This is a genomic window from Microbacterium sp. (assembly GCF_044508325.1).
GTDB lineage: Bacteria > Actinomycetota > Actinomycetes > Actinomycetales > Microbacteriaceae > Microbacterium.
Window position 1 is genome coordinate 47,380 of sequence record NZ_JBIQHX010000008.1, and the last position, 20,590, is coordinate 67,969.

The window sequence follows — 20,590 nt, forward strand, 5'->3', positions numbered from 1 at the left end:
TCAGCGCTGCACCGGCTCGCGCAGGGGGTTCTCGCGCTGCAGGCGCTCGAACACGAGGTCGTACAGCTCCTCGACGCGGCGGTGCTCGCGGCGCACCTCGTCGAGCTGTCGGCGCAGGTCGCGGACCTCGTCCTCGTAGCGCAGCAGGATGTCGGAGACGTCCCCGCCGCTCGTGTCGAGCGACTCGAGGCGACGCAGGCGCTCGTACGCGGTCGGCGCCACCTTCTCGGCCAGCTTGCGCAGATACTTTCTCATGCGACGTTCTCGTCTCTCTCGTGGATCCAGGCACGCCGCTCGCTCGGAGCGCGCGTGCTGCGGCGGATGACGACCCGCGCGTAGCGGCGCCATCCCAGCTCGGTGCGGCGGACGCCGCGATGCACTTCCTCGACCTCCAGTCCGTCTTCGGTCAGCTCTTCGCGCAGCTGACGGAGGCTGTAGTGCCAGGTGCGGGGATCGGACCGGACGTACTGGACGGTCGGGTGGGTGTCGAAGGTCACCACCGCCCGGGCCGGGCCGCGCAGCACCATGCGGAGCATGAGGTACACGTTCTCGCGATTGGCCAGAGTCAGCCCGTGCAGCACGTCGCTGCACAGCACGTACCACGGGCGCCCCGTGTCCAGGAGGTTCGCGCCGAGCTCCAGCAGGGCCGTGCGGTCGTTCGCGTTGATGCGCCACAGGGTGGTGTCGCGGTCGTCGTTCAGGCGCGCCACCCGCAGCGCCTCGAAGCTGTAGTCGGCGCAGACGACGTGGTGACCCGCGTCCTGCAGCTCCTGCGCCCAGCGTCCGTCGCCGCAGCCGAGGTCGAGCACGTCCGAATCCGGAGGCATGATCTCCAGGAGCCGGCGGACCGCGCCCGCCCCGCCGGGCGAGCCGGTCGCGAGGTCCTTGCCCTGCCAGTGCTTCTCCCAGAAGAAGCGACCCCGATTGAACACCCCGAACCAGCTCTCGAAGCGATGCTTGGTGCCCGAGGCGACATCGAACACGAACGTGGGGTCGGGCACGCGCCATCCCGGACCGTAGGCGTAGGCGAGCCATGCCTCGGGGTTCGCGGGCGCCGGGAGCAGCACCCCGTTCACCTCGATCTCGCTGGTGGGCACCAGGTCTTCGCGCGTCACCGCGTCGCTGCGCAGAGCGAAGGGCTGGCAGTACTGGCCCTCGTGGAAGAATCCCGTGAACACGTCGATGTAGTGGTCCAGCTGCTGGTGCTCGTCGAAGAACGCGAGCTCCAGATGGGCGTGGCTGTGCCGCGCCACGGCGTACCCGGCGTCGGTGAGGCGGCGCTCCAGCTCGAAGCTCTCGCGGACGATCTCGGCGGGGTCGGACTGATCGGAGAGATACGCGAAGTCGAGGTCGTCGTCATGCGGCAGCAGCGCTCCGCCGCGCACCATCCCCAGCAGCGTCCCGCCGACGAGATAGATCGGGTAGCCCCACTCCTGCATGAGGCCGGCGAGCCGGGCGGCGCTGGCGATCAGGCGCGCCGCGACATCGTCGTCGTTGCCTTCCAGCACAGGCCCCAGGCGGTCCCATTTCGTCATCGCCAGCCACGTGCCGCGCTTGTCGGTGATCTGGAGCCGCTTGGACGACGTGCCGAACCGCACGATGCGCACGGCCAGCGGCTCGCCGCCGACGGTGTCGTGGACGCTCAGCTCGCTCACCCCCCACAGGCGCGCACGCAGGGCGTCAGGCCACGGGATGCTGATGACGCCGTCGATCGGATCGGGAGTCACCGTCGACCAGACGCGATGGCCGTCGAAGCGGATGTCGATCGGCTGTGACCCGCCCACCTCCGTCGCGGTGAGCAGGAGTCGTCGACGGTTGGCTTTCACTCGCGACATCCTATGTCGGCCAACCCTCCGATTCCCCTGAGCGCCCGGCGCCGCCCCTCCCTCACCGCCGGATGCCGAGCCGGCGCAGGACGCGTCCGGCGCGCCGGCGCAGGCGACGCGGCCACGACGCCCGCTCGGCGCGACGCGGGGCGGTGTGCGGCCGCAGCGTCGCGGTGCCGGCAGAACCCGGCAGCAGCGTCCACCAGGCCGGCGCGCCGGGCTCCAGATCGCCCAGGCGCAGTCGCACAGGGTCGGCACCGGAGGGGAGGTCGAACTCGAGCCGGACGCCCTCTGCGTCGCCGACGAGCTGCGCGGGCACGGGGTGGAAGGCATCCCGCCCGCGCAGGCGCTCGGCGAGCCGCCGCCGTCCCGGCGCGAGCTCCACGATCGTGCGCGCCGAACCGGCGCCGACGACGGTGACCCCCCGCACCGGCACCCGCGCCCGGCGCGCGGCGCCGTCGGCATCCACCGCGCTCGTGCCGACCGGCAGGAGATGCCGAAGCGCAGCGCCGTCGCCGTCGCCGCCGAGGACGAGCGTCAGCAGCCCCGCCGGGTCGACGTACGCGATGCGCAGCTCGCCCGCGACGAGGGTCGCGGTCGCCGCCATCGCCGCGTGCACGCGCTCCTGCTGGATCGCGCCGTCCAGGGTGCAGCGTCCGTTCACCTCCCACACGCCCCGCTCGAGCGGTCGGCCGAAGACCGCGCCGTCCGGATCGAGCACCGCCGACACCGGCGCCGAGAAGCGCACGGCGTCGCCGTCGCCGGAGACCTCGACGCGGCTGGTGCCGGGCAGCATCCAGGTCACCCGGGTCTCCTGCGAGCGCACACCGAACTCGGCGACCGCTCCGGCGATCTGCGCGGTGACGTCGCGCATCGACGGCGGCCAGCACTCGTCGTACGGCGCGGGCAGCACCGTGACAACACGGGCGCCGTCACGGCGCAGCCGGTGACGGACGCCGCCCGCACCCTCCCATTCGGCGACGCCGGCCAGCTCCAGGCGCCCGTCCGTCCACCGCGCGTCCGTCACCTGCACCCGGCCCGGGACCCGCGGGTCGTGGCGTCCCAGCTCCTCCAGGAGCTCTCGTTCGCCGGCGTGCAGGAGCCGGGCCCGCAGCGCCGCGGAACGGCTGAGCTCGTCGTCGAAACGCGTCAAATCGAAGTCTGCCTGCAGGCTGCGGCAGGCGTCGTAGATGAGGTCGCGCTCCGTCTCGGGCCGCCGCGCGAACCTTCCGTCGAACGAGGCCAGGATCCGCGAGCGGTACTGGTGCAGCAGCAGCTGCCGCCGCTGGAGCTCGAACTCCTCCCCCGCCAGCACCGTGCTGGTGGCGACGAGGACCTCGCGCAGCCACTCCCAGAACTGCGGGGTGGAGCGCAGGAACCCGTGCGAGCCGCTTCCGGGCGTCGTGTACCAGTGGTAGAACGGCACGCTGGCAAGGGTCGAGATCACGCGCGCGCTGCGGGCGACGAGCAGATTGAAGAAGATGTCCTCCCAGAGCACCCGCCCGCCCTCGCGGAACCGGATGCCGTGCTCGTCCAGGAACGCGCGCCGATAGAGCTTGTGCGGATTCATCGGGATGAGGGGATGCTGATCGGTCCGGCCCACCGACTGCGGCTCGTCGCGACGGTACGTGTCGATCGCCCAGGTCGCATCGTCCGTGCGCGACTCCTTGCCGTTGACGACATCGGCGTCGTTGGCCACCGCATAGTCGTAGGCGGACCGCAGCGCGTCGGGGTACAGCAGGTCGTCATGGTCCATGAACACCACGTACTCGCCCTGCGCGAGATCGGCGCCGACGTTGCGCGGCCGGCACGGCCAGCCCGAGTTCTCGATGCGCTCCACCCGCACATGGGGCCGCGTCGCGGCGACCTCGAGCAGGCGCTGATGGGTGTCATCGGGCGAGCCGTCATCGACGAAGACCACCTCGAACTCCGAGGGCGGCAGCGTCTGGGCGTCCAGCGACGCGACCAGCCGGTCCAATCCTCCGCCGGACCGATACGTCGGCACGACGACGGAGACCTTGATCACGCTTGCGAACTATACCGGCGCCGGTGGCGCGCTGTGGGACGATGGATGGCGATGAAAGGCATCATTCTGGCCGGCGGCTCCGGCACGCGGCTGCACCCGATCACCCTCGGGATCTCGAAGCAGCTGATCCCGGTGTACGACAAGCCGATGGTGTACTACCCGCTGTCGACGCTGATGCTCGCGGGCATCCGCGACATCCTCGTGATCACGACCCCGCACGATGCGGCGCAGTTCGAGCGGCTGCTGGGCGACGGGTCGCGGTTCGGCATCTCGCTCACCTTCGCGCAGCAGTCCTCTCCGGACGGGCTCGCGCAGGCGTTCACGATCGGCGCCGACTTCATCGGCGACGACACGGTCGCGCTGGTCCTCGGCGACAACCTGCTGTACGGGCCCGGACTGGGCACGCAGCTCAAGCGCTACGCCCAGGTCGACGGCGGCGCGGTGTTCGCCTACTGGGTGGCCCAGCCGCAGGAGTACGGGGTCGTCGAGTTCGATGCGGGCGGCAGGGCGGTCTCCCTGGAGGAGAAGCCCGCCGAGCCCCGCAGCAACTATGCGGTTCCCGGGCTGTACTTCTACGACAACGACGTGGTCGACATCGCGCGCGGACTGCGGCCGAGCGCGCGCGGCGAGTACGAGATCACCGATGTGAACCGCGCCTACCTCGAGCGCGGCAAGCTCGCCGTCGAGGTGCTTCCCCGCGGCACCGCGTGGCTCGACACCGGCACGTTCGACCAGATGACCGACGCCGCCGAGTATGTGCGCACGATGCAGCGACGCACCGGACTGTCGATCGGGGTCCCCGAGGAGGTCGCCTGGCGGCAGGGGTACCTCACCGACGACGAGCTGCGCGCCCGCGCCGAACCGCTGGTCAAATCCGGGTACGGCCGCTACCTGCTGGACGTGCTGGCGCGGGGGCGGGCATGAGCCGTCTGCTCGTGACCGGCGGGGCCGGGTTCATCGGCTCGAACTTCGTGCACCACGTGATCGCGCACACCGACCATCACGTCACGGTGCTCGACAAGCTCACCTACGCCGGAAACCTGGCCTCGCTGGCCGGCCTGCCCGACGACCGGTTCTCGTTCGTGAAGGGCGACATCGCGGACGCGCCGCTGGTCGACGAGCTCTTCGGCGGTGTCGACGCCGTCATCCACTACGCCGCCGAATCGCACAACGACAACTCGCTGCACGACCCGCGCCCGTTCCTGGACACGAACATCGTGGGCACCTACACACTGCTGGAGGCGGCGCGGCGGCATGGCACCCGCCTCCACCACATCTCCACCGACGAGGTCTACGGCGACCTCGAGCTGGACGACCCGCAGCGGTTCACCGAGACCACCCCGTACAACCCGTCGTCGCCGTACTCGTCGACCAAGGCCGGCAGCGACCTGCTGGTGCGCGCCTGGGTGCGCTCGTTCGGCGTGCAGGCGACGATCTCGAACTGCTCGAACAACTACGGGCCGTACCAGCATGTCGAGAAGTTCATCCCGCGCCAGATCACGAACGTGCTGCGCGGCATCCGACCCAAGCTCTACGGCGCAGGGCGCAACGTGCGCGACTGGATCCACGCCGACGACCACTCCTCCGCCGTGCTCACGATCCTCGACCGCGGCCGCATCGGGGACACCTACCTCATCGGTGCCGACGGCGAGCAGAACAACAAGGACGTGATCGATCTGATCCTCGAGCTGATGGGGCAGCCGCCGGGGGCATACGACCATGTCGCCGACCGCGCCGGCCACGACCTGCGCTACGCGATCGACTCCACGAAGCTGCGTGCAGAGCTCGGCTGGACGCCGCGCTACTCGGACTTCCGCGCGGGGCTCGCCGCCACCATCGACTGGTACCGCGCGCACGAGGACTGGTGGGGGCCCGCCAAGGACGCGACCGAGGCCTTCTACGCGTCGAAGGGGCAGTGATGGCCACGGTCGCCGAGCCGGCGAAGCTCCCCATCGTCGCGCGAGCGAAGCCCCCGGTCGTCGAGCGAGCGAAGCGCCCGGTCGTTGAGCGAGCGAAGCGAGACGAAACGTGGTGACCGAATTCGACAAGGCCCTGGCGTCCCACGAGACGGGCATCCCCGGCCTGGTCCTGTGGGACCTGCCCGTCCACGGCGACAACCGCGGCTGGTTCAAGGAGAACTGGCAGCGCGAGAAGATGGTCGCCGCGGGCCTGCCCGATTTCGGGCCCGTGCAGAACAACGTCTCGTTCAACGATGCGGTCGGCACCACGCGCGGCATCCACGCCGAACCGTGGGACAAGTGGGTCTCGATCGCGGCGGGCCGCATCTTCGGCGCCTGGGTGGATCTGCGCGAGGGTCCCACCTTCGGCGTCGTGTTCACCGCCGAGCTCGACCCCTCGCGGGCGATCTTCGTGCCTCGCGGCGTCGGCAACGCCTACCAGACGCTCGCACCGGACACCGTGTACGCGTACCTCGTGAACGACCACTGGTCGCCGGACGCGTCGTACACGTTCCTGAACCTCGCCGACGAAGCCGTGGCGATCCCCTGGCCCATCCCGCTCGCCGACGCCGAGCTGTCGGCCAAGGACCGCACCCACCCGCGCCTCGCGGAGGTGACGGCGGTGCCGCCGCGAAGGACACTCGTCCTGGGTGCGAACGGCCAGCTCGGCCGGGCGCTGCGCGCCGAGCTCGGCGACGCCTCGCACGTCGAGTACACGACTCGCGCCGATCTCGACCTGACCTCCCCTGACCTGGTGACAGCCCGGCACTGGCGCGACTACGACACAATCGTCAACGCCGCCGCGTACACGGCGGTCGACCTCGCCGAGACGCCGCAGGGACGAGCGGATGCCTGGGCGGCCAACGTCACCGCCGTCGCCGCGCTCGCCCGCGTCGCGACGGAGCACGGCATCACCCTGGTGCACGTGTCCAGCGACTACGTCTTCGACGGCTCGCTCGAGCGCCCCCGCCGCGAGGCCGACCCGGTCTCGCCCCTGGGCGTGTACGGGCAGACCAAGGCCGCCGGCGACGCCCTCGTGGCGACCGTGCCGCGGCACTACATCGTGCGCACCTCCTGGGTCATCGGCGACGGCGGCAACTTCGTGAGCACCATGCGCGGCCTCGCCGAGCGCGGCGTGGACCCGCGGGTCGTGGACGATCAGGTCGGCCGCCTGACGTTCGCCGGCGAGCTGGCCCGCGGCATCCTGCATCTGCTGCGGACCCGTCCCGCCTACGGCGTCTACAACCTGACCGGCGCCGGTCAGGCGATGTCATGGGCGCGGATCGCGCGCGAGGTGTTCACCCTGACGGGCCACGATCCGTCCCGGGTGACGCCGGTGACCACCGAGGAGTACACCGCCGGCGCGGCGGGTCCGATCGCCCCCCGGCCGCGCCGCAGCATCCTCGATCTGACCAAGATCGAAGCCACCGGGTTCACGCCTCGCGACGCCCTCGCGTCGCTGCGCGAGCGGCTGGGCTGACCTCTCAGGCAGTCCCCACGACGATCCGCGGGGTGCCGGTCCAGACGTCCGCGTCGGTCGCGTTGCGTCCGTCGACCAGGAGCCGCACCCCCGGCAGATCCGCGGGCGCGAGCGCGCGATAGCCGGCGTGGTCGGTCTGCAGCACCGCGAGGTCGGCCGCGCCGCCGAGCGCGTAGGGCTCGAAACCCAGCTCGCGCAGCTCGTCGTCGCTGTAGAGCGGGTCGTGCACGCGCACGGACGCACCGCGGCTCTCGAGCGCCGCGACGGTGGGGAACACACCCGAGAACGCCGTCTCCTTCACGCCGCCCCGGTACGCGGCGCCCAGGACGACGGCACGCAGGCCGGCCAGCGATCCGAGCACGGACTCGGCCTGTCCGACCAGGCGCTCGGGCATCGACGCGTTCAGCAGCCGGGCGGTGCGGACGATGTCGGCGTCCGGATCGGTCGACAGGTACAGGCGCGGATACACCGGGATGCAGTGGCCGCCGACCGCGATGCCCGGCCGGTGGATGTGGCTGTACGGCTGCGAGTTGCACGCCTCGATCACCTGGTACACGTCGATGCCGTGGTCGGCGGCGAACAGGGCGAACTGGTTGGCGAGGCCGATGTTCACGTCCCGGTAGGTGGTCTCGGCGAGCTTGGCCATCTCGGCCGCCTCGGCGGTGCCGAGGTCCCACACGCCGTTGGGGCGGGGCAGGTCGTCGCGGTCGTCGAACTGCAGCACCGCCTCGTAGAACTCCCGCGCGCGCCGCGCGCCCTCCGGCGTCAGCCCGCCGATGAGCTTGGGGTACTTGCGCAGGTCGGCGAAGACCCGCCCGGTGAGCACCCGCTCGGGCGAGAACACGACGTGGAAGTCGGTGCCCTCGGTCAGTCCCGAGCCCTCTTCGAGCATCGGCTTCCACCGGCCGCGGGTGGTGCCCACCGGCAGGGTCGTCTCGTACGACACCAGGGTGCCGGGTGTGAGGTGCTTCGCGAGCGAGCGCGTCGCGGCATCCATCCACGCGAAGTCCGGCTCCCAGGTGGCGTCGTCCACGAACAGCGGCACGACGAGCACGACGGCGTCGGCGCCGGGGATGGCCTCGGCGTAGTCGGTCGTCGCGCGAAGGCGTCCAGCCGGCACCAGGACCGACAGCTTCTCCTGCAGCTGGGCCTCGCCGGGGAACGGCTCACGCGCCGCGTTGACGGCGTCGACGGTGCGCGCGTTCACGTCGACGCCGACGACCTCGTGGCCTGAATCGGCGAACTGGACAGCAAGGGGGAGGCCGATCTTTCCGAGGGCCACGACGGCGACGCGCATGGATTCCAGTCTAGGTCTGCGCAGGAGGGGCGCCGGCGGCGGTCGTCAGACCGGAACCGCTTTGCGCGCACGCCAGGGCGGCTGGTAGAGCCACGCCAGCGGTCCCGGCACGCATCGGTCGTACAGCCAGGTCGTCGCGAACACGAGGGCAGCGGTCACGATCGGGACGAACAGGATCATCGCGACGCCGGAGGCGGGATCCCACCCGGGGATCAGCTGTCGCAGTGCCAGGAGCGCGAGCGCGAGCACCTCGAGCAGGAAGGCGTGCCCGACGTAGATCGCCAGGGTGCGCCGCGCCAGGTATCCCGCCAGCCGGGCGGTCCTCCGGCCGCGGGACATGAGCGAGCTCCAGGCGATCAGCGCGCTGATCCCGAACGCGGCGAGGACGGGGACCCGGATCGAGGAGGGGATGCCGGAGCCGGTGAGCGCCACGATCCCGACGACAGCCGTGCCGACCACGGCGAACGGCCACGGCGTCGCCGCGATCCGCATCAGCAGCGGCCGCGCGAAGCACCCCAGCAGGAACCAGAACAGGAAGATGCACCACCGCGTGACGTTGTCGGCGAGCGCGGCCGGCAGCACGGTGTGCAGCCAGGCGCCGATCGGCCCCGCCAGCCAGTATGCGAGAGCCGCCGCCACGATGAGCGTCGGGATGGGGAAGCGCCGCGTGATCTTCCCGATGACGAGGAAGACGGCAAGCGCCGTGAGGAACCACAGGTGCGTCCCGCCGAACAGGAGGCCTCCGATCACCGGCGCGAGGCCGTCCTGGCCCCCGGCTTCCAGCCGCACGAACCACAGCGGGGCGATCAGCACGCTCCACACGGCGAACGGCCAGAGCAGGTCGCTCAGCCGGGTGGCGGCCAGGGCCGACCAGGAGCGCCGCACCGCGCCGTGCGCGAGGATCCCCGCGACGAGGAAGAAGAGCGGGATCCGCATCGGCATGAGGAGGATGCTCAGCTCCCGCCAGACCGCCGCCGCCGGATGACTGGAGCCCGTGAAGACGAAGGTGAAGAACCATCCGGAGACGTGATAGATCACGACCAGGACGATCGCGAGCGCCTTGGCGACATCGATCCAGACGACGCGCCCCTGGGCGCCGGCGGTGCTCATCCGGTCGCTCCGGAGAGGGTGGCGACGACGCGCTCGGCGGCGCGCCCGTCGCCGTAGGGCGCCGCGTCGGTGTCGGCCGGCCGCGGCCGCGAGACGGCCGCGGCGATGGCCGCGGCGGTGTCCGCCAGGACGTTCCAGCCGAGCTGGACCGTCTCGACCCACTCGGTCTCGGTGCGCACCGTGGTGCACGGCACCCGCAGCAGGAAGGCCTCCTTCTGCAGGCCGCCCGAGTCGGTGACGACCCCTGCGCTGTGCAGCACCGAGGCGATCAGCTGGGGGTAGGCCAGCGGCGCGTGCGCGATCAGCGATCCCTGCGTGAGCGGGATGTCGTGCTGGGCGGCCTTGGCCACCACTCGCGGATGCGCCAGCAGGACCACCGGGCGGTCGAGCCCGCCCAGGGCGGCGGCGATCTCCGCGAGCCTGCCGGGGTCATCGGTGTTCTCGGCGCGGTGGATGGTGGCCACATAGTGTGCCCCGGGCTCCACGCCGAGCTCGTCGACGAGGGGTGAGCCGGCTCCTGCGACCTGATCGCGCACCTGGTGGAGCACATCCGTCATGACGTCGCCCACGATCACGGTGCGGCCGGCCAGACCCTCGCGCGCGAGATGGTCGGCGGCGACCTGGGTCGGCGCCAGCAGCAGGTCGGCGGCGTGATCGGTGAGCACCCGGTTGTGCTCCTCCGGCATCCGTCGGTTGAAGCTGCGCAGCCCCGCCTCCAGGTGCGCCACGGGCAGGTGCATCTTCACCGCGCTCAGCGTCGCGGCGAGGGTCGAGTTCGTGTCGCCGTAGACGAGCACCCAATCCGGCTGCTGCGCATCGAACACGGCATCGAGCGCGGCCAGCATCGCTCCGGTCTGCACGCCGTGCGATCCGCTTCCGACGCCGAGGTGCACATCCGGTGCCGGAATGCCCAGGTCCGCGAAGAACACGTCCGACAGCATCGGGTCGTAGTGCTGCCCGGTGTGCACGATCACGTGCTCGACGCCCGCGGACGCCGCCGCCTTCGCGATCGGCGCGAGCTTCACGAACTGCGGGCGCGCGCCCACCACACTGACGATCCTCACGGGCTACGAGTCTACGAGCCGCAGCACGGTGCGTCCGCACGCCGTGCGGCAGAATCGAGTCATGCCCTCGCCCGCCCAGTCGCTCACCGCGTGGGTGGTGCGCAATCGGTCGCGGCTGCCGGGCTTCATCCGCAGGATCCCCGACACGGTCGAAGCGAACCCCGATGGGCTGCTCTCCCGGCTCGCCTACGGTCTGCTCGGGGGCGATGCCGCCGCCCCCGCTGCGACGGCGGCGCCCGAGGGCTCCCCCCGGGTGATCGTCGGGCCCGCCAATCACGCCGGCCAGGGTACCCAGTGGGCCCGCGCGATGGAGAGATGCCTCACCGGGGCCGGGGCCCGCTCGCTGGCCGTGCAGGTGCCCGGCGGACACTCCTTCCCCGCCGACAGCACCGTGCCCTTTCCGGTCTACTGGCACTCGGCACGATGGCAGCGCGCGCAGCGCGACGCGGTCATCGGCGGGTTCGACCACGCGCTCATCGAGTCGATGCGGCCGCTGTTCGGCGGCCTCTGCTCCGGCGTCGACGAAGAGATCGACATGCTGCGGGAGCACGGGATCTCGATCGCGCTGATGGCCCACGGCACCGACATCCGATCCCCCCGCCGGCACCTCTCGAGCAGCCGGTGGTCGCCGTTCCGCGACGATGCGCGCGTCGAGCGGCTGCAGCGGACGGCGGACGAGAACGCGGCCTTCGCCCGTGCGTCCGGGGCGCCCCTGTTCGTCAGCACCCCCGACCTGCTGGACGATCTCCCCGAAGCCACCTGGTGCCCCGTCGTCGTCGACGCCTCGCTGTGGCAGGGCGGTCCGGCGCCGTTCAGCCGGGATCGGACGCCGGTGGTCCTGCACATTCCCAGCTCGGCGGCGGTGAAGGGCACCGCGCTCATCGAACCGGCGCTGCGCCGGCTCCATGATCGCGGAGCCGTCCACTACCGGCGTCTCGAGGGCGTTCCCGCGGAGGCGGTGCCCGACGCGGTGCGCGACGCCGACATCGTGCTGGACCAGTTCCGCATCGGAAGCTACGGCGTCGCGGCGTGCGAAGCGCTCGCGGCGGGTCGCGTCGTCGTGTCGCATGTCGCCCCCGCTGTCCGCGAGCGCGTCCGCGAGGCGACCGGTCTGGAGCTGCCGATCTTCGAGGCGGACCCCGACTCCCTCGGCGCCGTCCTGAGCGGGATCGCCGCGGATCCGGCCGCGGCCGTGTCCACCGCCGCCGCAGGTCCCGGCTTCGTCGACGTCGTGCACTCGGGGCGGCTCAGCGCCGCCGCGCTCGCCGCGGAATGGCTGGACCGGCCGTGACCTCCGCCGGCACCCTCCTCGCGGCGGCATCCGATTGGATCGCCGACCACCCGACGAGCCTTCCCGGCCGGATCGCAGCGCTGCGCCAGGGGGTCCCCCGCGGCGCGATGCCCCCGATCGTGCAGGCGCCGGCGTCGCCGGCGACGGTGCTGGCGGCGCCGGCGAACTACGCCGGCCAGGCACACGCGTGGTGTCGCGCCCTCGAGCGGGCCGACAGCGAGGTGGCCGCCCGCAACTACGCGCTGCCTTCGCCCTTCGGCTTCGACGCCGACGCCGTCGTGCCTCCCGCGTTCTTCCACAACTCGCGCCGCTGGCAGCGCGCACAGCTGACCGCCGCTCGCGGCTTCACCCACTTCCTCTCGGAATCCTTCATCCCGCCCTTCGGCCGCCTCGACGGCCGCGACCTGGAGCGACAGCTCGACGCGCTCGACGGCGTCGACGTCGCCCACCTGTGTCACGGCACCGATGTGCGACGGCCGAGCCTGAGCCGGCAGCGCACACCCTGGGCGCCGTTCGAGGAGGATCACACGACCCGACGGCTCGAGACGGTCGCGATGCGCAACCTCGCTGTGCTCGAACGCTCGGGCCGACCGGTCTTCGTCTCCACTCCGGACCTGCTCTCCGACGTTCCCCGGGCGCATTGGTGTCCGGTCGTCGTCGACCCGGCGCAGTGGGCGCTGCCGCGCGAGCGGCGCGGCAGTCCGCTGCGGGTCGTGCATGCTCCGAGCAAGTCGGCGATGAAGGGAACGCGCCACATCGATCCCGTGCTCACCCGGCTGCGTGATGCCGGCGCCATCGAGTACCGGGCGCTCAGCGGCGTCGCGCACGACCGGATGCCCGGACTGCTCGCCGAGGCGGACGTCGTCATCGACCAGATCGGCCTGGGCAGCTACGGCGTCGCCGCCTGCGAGGCCATGGCCGCCGGCTGCGCCGTGCTTGGCCACATCACCGCCGAGGTGCGCGAGACGGTGCGGCAGGAGACCGGTCGGGAGCTGCCGATCGTGGAGGTCGACCCCGAGACGCTGGAGGGGACGCTCGTCGCGCTCGCGGAGGATCCGCAGCTGGTCGAGGCGGCGGCGCGGAACGGAGCGACCTTCGTACGCGAGGTCCACGACGGCAGGCGCAGCGCGGATGTCCTGCTCCGCACGTGGATCCGAGCCGGGGAAGGGTCACGGCGCGCCTGACGCCTCGCGCTGCGCGCGCACGACGCGGCGGTGCGCCAGCAGCGAGCGCAGCGGCGCGTGCCGGTGCAGGATCAGCCACGGCGCAGCGGGGATGATCGCCGCGGCCGAACGCGTCCGACCACGCCGGCGAGCGAGCCGCCGCAGCCGATCGACGCTCTCCGCTCCGGCGAGCGCCGCCTCCAGGATCGCGCGATCCCGACGCGACAGCAGCCGGGTGGGATGCTTCGCCCAGCTCCGGATCCGCGGCAGCACCACGGCCAGGGCCGCCCGGGTGGCCTCGTCGAGACCGCGCTCGCACAGTCGCGCGACGATCGCGTCGAGGACGAACACGCGCAGGGTCTTCGCGGCGAACGCGCGGCGCGACACCGCGGACATCCGCTGGAAGACGGGATCCGCCTCGACCGCATCGAGGAAGGCCAGGTCTTCCGCCAGCGGCGCGGCCGCACGCGTGACCCGATCGCCCTGATCGTCGTGCTCGATGTAGGGCGGCGTGCGGGGATCGAATGCGACGCGCGCGCCCGAGAACCAGAGATGAAGGCTGTACGCCTGGTCCTCGCCACGCGGCAGACCGGGCGTCAGCCGCAGCCCCTCGAAGCGCGCGCGGCGCACCAGCCCCAGGGGCGCGGACCGCTCGAAGAGCCGGTCGCGGTCGCCGTCGAGGTCGCGCGTGCGGCGGGGACGCGGACGGGGTGTCGTCCCGATGCCGCCGCTGGAGCGCACGACCGGGGCGATGACCACATCGGCATCCGCGTCGCGGGCCAAGGCAAGCCACGCGTCGAGGGCCCCCGGTGCGAACTCGTCGTCCGAGCCGACGATGCTCACGTACTCGGCGCGGGCGGCATCCAGCCCGCGGTTGTAGGCGTTCGCAGGCGACCTCACGCCGTCCGCCAGCGGCACGATCCGCACCCGCGGATCATCGGCCAGGAGACCGAGCCGGGCGCGGATGCCCGCCGGATCGGTGTTGTGCGCGACGACGAGGACCGAGGCGGTCGCCGCGGCCGCGAGTGCCGATGCGGTGACCCGCTCAATCGGCCGCGTGTCGCTGTGGACGCCGACGATGACGTCGACGGAGCCGGATGCGGGTCGTCCCGTCACAGTCTCGCCTCGTTCCGCGTCGCGGCCCGGGTCACTGCGCGGGCGACCCGCAGTCCCGCGGCCATCGACCTCAGGGGTGCATGCCGGTGCAGCACCTTCAGGGGGTTCACCGTCAGAACCGCGCTCCAGGTGGCATGGCGAGAGCGATCGCCGACGGCATGGTGCAGCTGCGCGGCGGACGTCCCCGCAGCGGATGCCGCGCGCAGCGCCCGCCGATCGCGCACCGCGAGCAGACCGTCCAGCCCGCGACCCCACCCGCGAAGGCGCGCGAGCACCTCCACGACGGCAGCGCGATCGGCGTCCGTGAAGGCTTCGGACTCCGCGCGAGACGCGATCGCGCCGAGCAGGTGCACCCGGATGAGCTTCGCCGCGAGCGCACGGCGTGCGACGGGCGTCATCCCCGCGAACGCAGGGTCTGACTCCATCGCATCGAGGTAGGCGAGATCATCGGCGAGCGGGCCGCCGGCGAGCGTCACCCGGTCGGTCTGGTCGTCGTGCTCCAGGTATGCGGGCGCGGCGGGGTCGAACGCGATCGAGGCGCCCGAGAACCAGAGGTGCATCGCGTACACCTGATCCACGCCGCGGGGCAGGCCGGTGGTGAACCGCAGGTGCGGGAATCGGGCCAGACGCACCAGGCCCAGCGGTGCGGCGCGCTCGAAGAGGCGGTCGCGGTCGCCGTCGAGCCGCACCACCCGGCCGCGACGCACCCGCGGCGACGGCACCCCATCGCCGGGGACACGACGGATCGGCGCCATCACGACGTCCGCCGAGGCGCGATCAGCCAGTTCCGCCCACGCGTCGAGGGCTCCCGCGGCCAGCTCGTCATCCGAGCCGACCAGGCTGAAGAAGTCGCCCTCGGCCGCATCCAGTCCGAAGTTGAACGCATTGGCCGGAGAGCGCACGCCGTCGCTGAGCTCCAGCACGCGAACGCGCGGATCGTCCGCCAGAGTCGCGAGCCGCCCGCGGACGGCGGCGGGGTCGGTGTTGTGGGCGACCACGGTCACGCGGAGCGAGACCTGGTTGCGCAGGACCGATGCGACAGCGCGCTCGACAGGTCGTGCGGGAGTGTGCACCCCCACGATGACCTCGACGCGGTGATCGGCCGCCCGAGGCGGCGGGGCGGTTCGCTCATCCATCGGCGTCCGATCCTATCCGGTGCCGCTCTCCTCCGACGGAGCGTACGGCGGCGCCCCGTAAGATTACGGCTGGCCTCGACGGCCATTCGACTGCCCTCGCATCTCAGGAAGCCACTCGTTGATCGCCACACCCCCTCGGGAACGCCGGTTCCGCACCGACGTGCAAGGGCTCCGAGCGATCGCCGTGGGGCTCGTCCTGCTCTACCACGCGGGTGTGGCCCCCTTCACCGGGGGATATGTCGGCGTCGACGTGTTCTTCGTGATCTCCGGCTTCCTCATCTCGAGTCATCTGCTCGAGTCGATCGACCGAACCGGAAGGGTCGGCTTCGCGCAGTTCTACGCACGGCGCGCACGCCGCATCCTGCCGGCATCGTTCACCGTCGCGATACTCACCGCGGTCGCGCTCGTTCTGTTCGCTCCTCCCCTGACACTCACGCGGATGCTCGAAGACGCCGTGGCGACGATCCTCTACGTGCCGAACGTGCGCTTCGCGATCCAGGACACCGACTATCTCGCCGACCACGCGCCGTCCGCGTACCAGCACTACTGGTCGCTCGGCGTCGAAGAGCAGTTCTATCTGATCTGGCCCCTGCTGCTGCTGGCGATCGTGCTGCTCGCGCGCCGGCGCCGCGCGGTGGTCGGCCTGCTGGTCACCCTCGTCGCTGCGGGCAGCTTCGTCGCCTGTGTCCTCGTCACCCAGGTCCAGCAGCCCATGGCGTTCTTCCTGCTTCCCATGCGGGCGTGGGAGCTGCTGGCGGGCGCTCTGGTCGGCATCGTGCTCCTGCGCGCGAACCCGCGCATGCCCGGCTGGGTCGCCGCGGCGGGGGGATGGCTCGGACTGGGCGCCGTGCTGGCTGCCGGAATCCTCTTCGACGACGCGACGGCCTTCCCCGGCGCCGCGGCGGCGCTTCCGGTCGTCGGGACGGCAGCCGTCATCTTCTTCGGCACCTCGAGCCCGCGGGGCGGGCCCGGTCGGCTCCTCTCACTGCGCCCCATGCAGTACGTCGGCCTCATCTCGTACTCGCTCTACCTCGTGCACTGGCCTCTGCTGGTCGTTCCCGCGCTCGCGGTGGGCGACGAGCTCCTCGGGTCAGTGTGGATGCGGGTGCTGCTGGGCATCGTGGTCGCCGTCCCCGTGGCGGGTGCCCTGTACCGGTTCGTCGAAGACCCCGTGCGGCGAGCCCGGATCCTCACCGCCCGCCCGCCGCGCACGACGCTGCTCGCGACGGGCGCGGCGACCCTGGTCATCGCCCTCGCAGTGGGGCTGACCGCGGCCTGGAGTGCGGTTCGCCCCATCCTCGGTCCCGGAGGCGCCGAGGTCGCGCCGGCTGAGCCTGTCGCACCACCGCCGATCAGCGCCGCGGTGCCGGAGAACCTCACGCCTTCGCTGCGCAGCGTCGCGGACGACATCCCGGATCTCTACCCGGACGGCTGTCATCACGACACCGTCCAGACCCGCGTGCAGGAGTGCGTCTACGGCGACGAGGAGGCCGATCTCGAGGTGGCGATCTTCGGGGACTCGCACAGCGCGCAATGGCTTCCCGCGCTGCAGAGTCTGTCCGCGAGCACGCTGCCCATGTCGATCCGCACCTACACGAAGAGCTCGTGCCCGGCGGTCGATGTCGCGGTGCTCGTGCGGAACGTGCCCTACACCTCGTGCGACAGCTGGCGCAGCGCCGTGCTCGAGCACCTCGTCAGCGACCCGCCGGACCTCGTGCTCATCTCCAGCTATGCGGACTACCCGCTCGCCGACACGCCCACCGCTGATCGGCTGGACGCCTGGGGCACAGGCCTGCAGGACACCGTCGGGGCGCTCGCCGCCGCCGGGATCGAGGTCGTGGTGATCGCCGACACACCACGTTTCCCGACCGCGCCGGCGGACTGCGTCTCGGTGCATCTCGCGGACGCGGACGTGTGCGCGGGTGTCCGGGCCGAGGTCCTCAGCCCCGACCAGGCGACGGTGGAGCGCGCGGCGACGGAGGCGGCCGGGGGCCGGTTCGTCGACCTCACCCCGTACCTGTGCGACGCGCAGCTGTGCCCGGTCGTCGTCTTCGACCTGCTCGTGTACCGCGACGTCAACCACCTGACCACGGCGTTCGTCCGCTACCTCGCCCCGGCTCTCGAGCCGGAGCTGATCAGCGCATCACCCGGCCGGTGACAGGGGCGGGCGCAGCTCGTCCCCATCGGTCAGACCCGCGAGCGCCGCCTGGACGGCGAACTCCGGCACCTCCCGCACCAGCTCGGCGAAGGTTCCCTGCGCCACCACGCGTCCGCCGCTCATGAAGAAGATGCGGTCGGCCTCCTTGATCGTCGCAAGCCGATGCGCGACCGTGATCGTCGTCGTCGAGCCGCGCAGCTCCGCGATCGACTGGGTGACCGCCGCCTCGGTCGCCGTGTCGAGGGCGCTCGTCGCCTCGTCCATCACGAGCACGAGCGGATCGACGTACAGGGCGCGCGCGATGCCGAGGCGCTGACGCTGACCGCCGGACAGCGTCAGTCCGCGCTCGCCGACGCGACCGTCGATGCCGCCGACGCGGGCGGTCACCGTCTCGGCCATGTGCGCGCGCTCCAGCGCGCGGCGCACGCGGTCGGGGTCGAAGTCGGAGGTCCAGGTGAGCGCCACGTTCTGGGCGACCGTGGCGTCGAACAGCGAGACCTCCTGGGGCACGTACGCCACGCGAGCGCGCCATGCGGCGGTCAGGGAGCTCAGCGGGATGTCGTCGACGAGCACCGCTCCGCTCGTCGGCTCGATCAGGCCGAGGAGCAGATCGACCATCGTCGACTTGCCGGCACCGGATGCCCCGACGAAGGCGACGTTCGATCCGAAGGGGATCTCGATGTCGACATCCTGCACCGCCGCCTCCGCGTCGTCCGCATAGCGGAACGAGACGCCCTGGAAGCGGATCGCGGCGGGGTGCTCGGGAAGCTGCCGCGAGTCCCTCGCGGCGAGCTCGGCGGACACCGCATCGTAGCGGTGCAGCTCGTCGAGCACGGCCCGCGCGTGCGGAGCGCTGACGTTGAGCTGATTGAGCACCCCTTGGAAGCGCACGACGGAGGGTGCCATGCGGAACCCGGCCAGACCGAACAGCGCCACCGCCGCGGCCGCCCCCGTGAGACCCCCCATGACGAAGCCCACGACCCCCACCAGCACGATGCCGCCGATGATGCCGGCATCGAGCACATAGCGGGGAACCTGACCCAGGAACTGCGCGTTCGCGCGCGCCTGCGTGGAGTGCCGTCGATTGGCCTTCACGACCTCGGCGACATCGGAGACCTTGTCGCGCAGCGTCACCTCCTTGAGCGCGCCGATCATCTCGGTGATCAGCCGGGACGACCGCAGCGAGTACCGCAGCGCCACCTGGCCCGCCTGGCGCGTGCGACGTGAGATCTGGAGGTTGAGGAACAGCCCGATGAGCACCAGATAGACGAGGGTGATCGCACCGATGACCGGCTGCGCGACGGCGAGGACGACGAGCAGGGTCAGGAAGTTGAGCGCATCCCCGACGAGTGACGCGCCCGGGAGGACGAAGCCCGAGATGGTGGTGGAGACGCTCGAGTCGGTGATGCGGACGAGATCCGAGGAGTTGCGCTTCAGCCGGTCCACCCAGGGGGAGCCGACGAATCCGGCGAACACCCGCGTCCCGAGGTCGAGCTCATAGGCGGCGAAGCGCCGGGTCGCGAACCACTGGAGGACCAGAGCCAGCACGCTCTTGAGCACGATGATCGCGCACACCACGATCAGCGGGCCGAGCGCAGCGGTGCCGGAGACCGTTCCGAACACCGGGAGATCGACCGGGTTCCCGCTGATCAGCGGGGAGAGCACGACGGCGAGGAGCGCGAGCGCCAGCCCGTCCATGATCGCGAGCAGACCCTGCAGGACGGCGTACATCAGAAGAAAACGCCGGGCGCTGCCCGGTAGCTGCTTCAGGACCTCGCGATACAGCCCCCAGTTCTCCTTCACCGCGCGACCGACTCCGCATCCGCACCGATCGCATCTCGGAACACACGGCCCTCGGCCTCCGCGTTGAACCGATGGGCCGCGCGATCAGCGGCGGACTTCATCGCCCGGATGTCCTCCGGCGTCAGCGCGGTGAGAGCAGCGGCCAGATCCGACGCCCGGAACGTCGGCACGACAACGCCGATCTCGCAGTCGCGGACGATCTCGGCCATCGCGGGACTCTCGCCGATGACAACACCGAGACGTCCCTGGATGGCCTCGAAGAGCTTGTTGGGAAGTGCATAGACCAAGTTGGTGGTTCTCGGTGGAAGGAATATGAGCTCGAGGTCGAAAGCGTTGATGCGCTCTGCGATCTCGAACACGGGTGCGGGCGGCAGAATCTCGATGCGGTCGCGCGCCGGATGCTCGGCGATCAGCTCCTCCAACTGACGCGTGATGACGGGATTCGGCATGAGCATGAATGCCATCGTGAAGCGCGGCGGAAGCACGCGCATGGCATCGAGGATCTCGTGAAAGCCTCTCTCCCAGCCGGCGATGCCGTGATAGACGAGCCGCACGCGATCGTCGATCGTCCCGCTCGGCCTCAGATCGGCAAACGGGGGGGTGTTGAGCAGCGGTGTGGGCTGGGGTATGGCCAACTCGTCGACGTACAGCTGTCCGATCTGCGCGTTCACCACCGTTCTGCTGTCGAACGCGGGATTGCCGATCTGCCGCCGCACCCAGCGGTAGTGGTGGCCGGTCAACCTGGCGCCGAGCGTGTGCCTGCGCACATGCGGCTTGTGGTACTCGTGGATGTCGAGGTGCAGTCGCGCACACGACGCCGCGAGAGTGAAGTCCCTGGGGTCACTCACCCATGGCGTGAACTCGTACTCATTGAACACGATCAGGTCGTACGCACCGACCCGAATGTCATCGACCAGTTCCCTGGGCACGCGGTCGGTCACCAGCTTCCGGAACCGCGCTCGCCGGGGCACGAAGGTGTGGACGAGCAGAGTCCCCCACTTGGTGAGCAGCCATGGTTTCGGCGCCGACAGTTCATAGTGACGCGAGGCCTCCGGCGCCGCCGGGCCGCTCAGTCCGAGCGTGTCCACGACCCATCCGCTCTCGACCAGCCAGTCCACCTGCCGACGAACACGGGGGTCGTTCGCGATCACGGAGTAGGAGA

The 20,590-nt window shown here is 71.3% G+C and carries 16 protein-coding genes; 6 read left to right on the top strand and 10 right to left on the bottom strand.

The window, feature by feature from the left end; all coding sequences use genetic code 11:
* From ACIWQI_RS08435 to ACIWQI_RS08445, 3 genes are all read right to left on the bottom strand, one after another.
* Window positions 1-255, bottom strand: a complete 255-nt coding sequence (locus tag ACIWQI_RS08435; protein ID WP_396656704.1) for a hypothetical protein — start codon at window positions 253-255, stop codon at window positions 1-3.
* Window positions 252-1,826, bottom strand: coding sequence for a class I SAM-dependent methyltransferase (locus ACIWQI_RS08440; RefSeq protein WP_396656705.1), 1,575 nt, complete (start codon window positions 1,824-1,826; stop codon window positions 252-254). Before ACIWQI_RS08440 ends, ACIWQI_RS08435 begins: the two co-directional genes overlap by 4 nt.
* Window positions 1,827-1,887: 61 nt before the next feature.
* Window positions 1,888-3,852, bottom strand: a complete 1,965-nt coding sequence (locus ACIWQI_RS08445; protein ID WP_396656706.1) for a glycosyltransferase family 2 protein — start codon at window positions 3,850-3,852, stop codon at window positions 1,888-1,890.
* A gap of 51 nt (window positions 3,853-3,903) precedes the next feature.
* Between ACIWQI_RS08445 and rfbA the strand changes: the two genes are divergently transcribed.
* The 3 genes from rfbA (at window position 3,904) to rfbD (ending at window position 7,290) form a co-directional block, all read left to right on the top strand.
* Window positions 3,904-4,776, top strand: a complete 873-nt coding sequence (gene rfbA / locus ACIWQI_RS08450) for a glucose-1-phosphate thymidylyltransferase RfbA (protein WP_396656707.1) — start codon at window positions 3,904-3,906, stop codon at window positions 4,774-4,776.
* Complete coding sequence (gene rfbB, locus ACIWQI_RS08455) at window positions 4,773-5,771, top strand: dTDP-glucose 4,6-dehydratase (RefSeq protein ID WP_396656708.1); 999 nt, start codon at window positions 4,773-4,775, stop codon at window positions 5,769-5,771. Before rfbA ends, rfbB begins: the two co-directional genes overlap by 4 nt.
* A gap of 109 nt (window positions 5,772-5,880) precedes the next feature.
* Window positions 5,881-7,290 (top strand): dTDP-4-dehydrorhamnose reductase, encoded by a 1,410-nt coding sequence (gene rfbD, locus ACIWQI_RS08460; RefSeq protein WP_396656709.1) that lies wholly within the window; start codon window positions 5,881-5,883, stop codon window positions 7,288-7,290.
* Between the two features lie 4 nt (window positions 7,291-7,294).
* Here rfbD and ACIWQI_RS08465 read toward each other — a convergent pair whose 3' ends face one another.
* Genes ACIWQI_RS08465 through wecB form a run of 3 tightly spaced genes read right to left on the bottom strand, consistent with a single transcriptional unit; the run spans window position 7,295 to window position 10,761 of the window.
* Entirely contained in the window at window positions 7,295-8,587 is a 1,293-nt protein-coding gene (locus ACIWQI_RS08465; protein WP_396656710.1) for a nucleotide sugar dehydrogenase, read from the bottom strand.
* A 45-nt stretch (window positions 8,588-8,632) separates the two neighbouring features.
* Entirely contained in the window at window positions 8,633-9,697 is a 1,065-nt protein-coding gene (locus ACIWQI_RS08470) for an acyltransferase family protein (protein ID WP_396656711.1), read from the bottom strand.
* A complete protein-coding gene (gene wecB / locus ACIWQI_RS08475) occupies window positions 9,694-10,761 on the bottom strand; it encodes a non-hydrolyzing UDP-N-acetylglucosamine 2-epimerase (protein ID WP_396656712.1) in 1,068 nt (355 codons plus the stop codon). Before wecB ends, ACIWQI_RS08470 begins: the two co-directional genes overlap by 4 nt.
* Before the next feature lie 61 nt (window positions 10,762-10,822).
* On the opposite strand from wecB, the gene ACIWQI_RS08480 reads away from it, so the two are divergent.
* Together ACIWQI_RS08480 and ACIWQI_RS08485 are read left to right on the top strand one after the other, a co-directional pair.
* Entirely contained in the window at window positions 10,823-12,052 is a 1,230-nt protein-coding gene (locus ACIWQI_RS08480) for a hypothetical protein (protein ID WP_396656713.1), read from the top strand.
* Window positions 12,049-13,236: a glycosyltransferase gene (locus tag ACIWQI_RS08485; RefSeq protein ID WP_396656714.1), complete on the top strand. Its 1,188-nt coding sequence runs from the start codon at window positions 12,049-12,051 to the stop codon at window positions 13,234-13,236. Before ACIWQI_RS08480 ends, ACIWQI_RS08485 begins: the two co-directional genes overlap by 4 nt.
* On the opposite strand, the gene ACIWQI_RS08490 is transcribed toward ACIWQI_RS08485, so the two are convergent.
* Together ACIWQI_RS08490 and ACIWQI_RS08495 are read right to left on the bottom strand one after the other, a co-directional pair.
* Entirely contained in the window at window positions 13,222-14,331 is a 1,110-nt protein-coding gene (locus tag ACIWQI_RS08490) for a glycosyltransferase family 2 protein (RefSeq protein WP_396656715.1), read from the bottom strand. The genes ACIWQI_RS08485 and ACIWQI_RS08490 overlap by 15 nt on opposite strands.
* Window positions 14,328-15,467 (bottom strand): glycosyltransferase, encoded by a 1,140-nt coding sequence (locus ACIWQI_RS08495; protein ID WP_396656716.1) that lies wholly within the window; start codon window positions 15,465-15,467, stop codon window positions 14,328-14,330. The genes ACIWQI_RS08490 and ACIWQI_RS08495 overlap by 4 nt, the downstream gene beginning before the upstream one ends.
* A 118-nt stretch (window positions 15,468-15,585) precedes the next feature.
* Between ACIWQI_RS08495 and ACIWQI_RS08500 the strand changes: the two genes are divergently transcribed.
* Window positions 15,586-17,625: an acyltransferase family protein gene (locus tag ACIWQI_RS08500; protein ID WP_396656717.1), complete on the top strand. Its 2,040-nt coding sequence runs from the start codon at window positions 15,586-15,588 to the stop codon at window positions 17,623-17,625.
* On the opposite strand, the gene ACIWQI_RS08505 is transcribed toward ACIWQI_RS08500, so the two are convergent.
* Both ACIWQI_RS08505 and ACIWQI_RS08510 read right to left on the bottom strand, forming a co-directional pair.
* On the bottom strand, window positions 17,611-19,428 hold the full coding sequence (locus ACIWQI_RS08505) for an ABC transporter ATP-binding protein (RefSeq protein WP_396656718.1): 1,818 nt from the start codon (window positions 19,426-19,428) through the stop codon (window positions 17,611-17,613). The genes ACIWQI_RS08500 and ACIWQI_RS08505 overlap by 15 nt on opposite strands.
* Window positions 19,425-20,546, bottom strand: coding sequence for a hypothetical protein (locus ACIWQI_RS08510; protein ID WP_396656719.1), 1,122 nt, complete (start codon window positions 20,544-20,546; stop codon window positions 19,425-19,427). The genes ACIWQI_RS08505 and ACIWQI_RS08510 overlap by 4 nt, the downstream gene beginning before the upstream one ends.
* Between the last annotated feature and the right edge of the window lie 44 nt (window positions 20,547-20,590).

What these genes read in the sequence shown, in the direction of transcription:
- ACIWQI_RS08435 (WP_396656704.1), bottom strand. Translation starts at nt 255, where the DNA reads ATGAGAAAGTATCTGCGCAAGCTGGCCGAGAAGGTGGCGCCGACCGCG.
- rfbA (WP_396656707.1), top strand. Translation starts at nt 3,904, where the DNA reads ATGAAAGGCATCATTCTGGCCGGCGGCTCCGGCACGCGGCTGCACCCG.
- rfbB (WP_396656708.1), top strand. Translation starts at nt 4,773, where the DNA reads ATGAGCCGTCTGCTCGTGACCGGCGGGGCCGGGTTCATCGGCTCGAAC.
- ACIWQI_RS08465 (WP_396656710.1), bottom strand. Translation starts at nt 8,587, where the DNA reads ATGCGCGTCGCCGTCGTGGCCCTCGGAAAGATCGGCCTCCCCCTTGCT.
- ACIWQI_RS08470 (WP_396656711.1), bottom strand. Translation starts at nt 9,697, where the DNA reads ATGAGCACCGCCGGCGCCCAGGGGCGCGTCGTCTGGATCGATGTCGCC.
- ACIWQI_RS08480 (WP_396656713.1), top strand. Translation starts at nt 10,823, where the DNA reads ATGCCCTCGCCCGCCCAGTCGCTCACCGCGTGGGTGGTGCGCAATCGG.
- ACIWQI_RS08495 (WP_396656716.1), bottom strand. Translation starts at nt 15,467, where the DNA reads ATGGATGAGCGAACCGCCCCGCCGCCTCGGGCGGCCGATCACCGCGTC.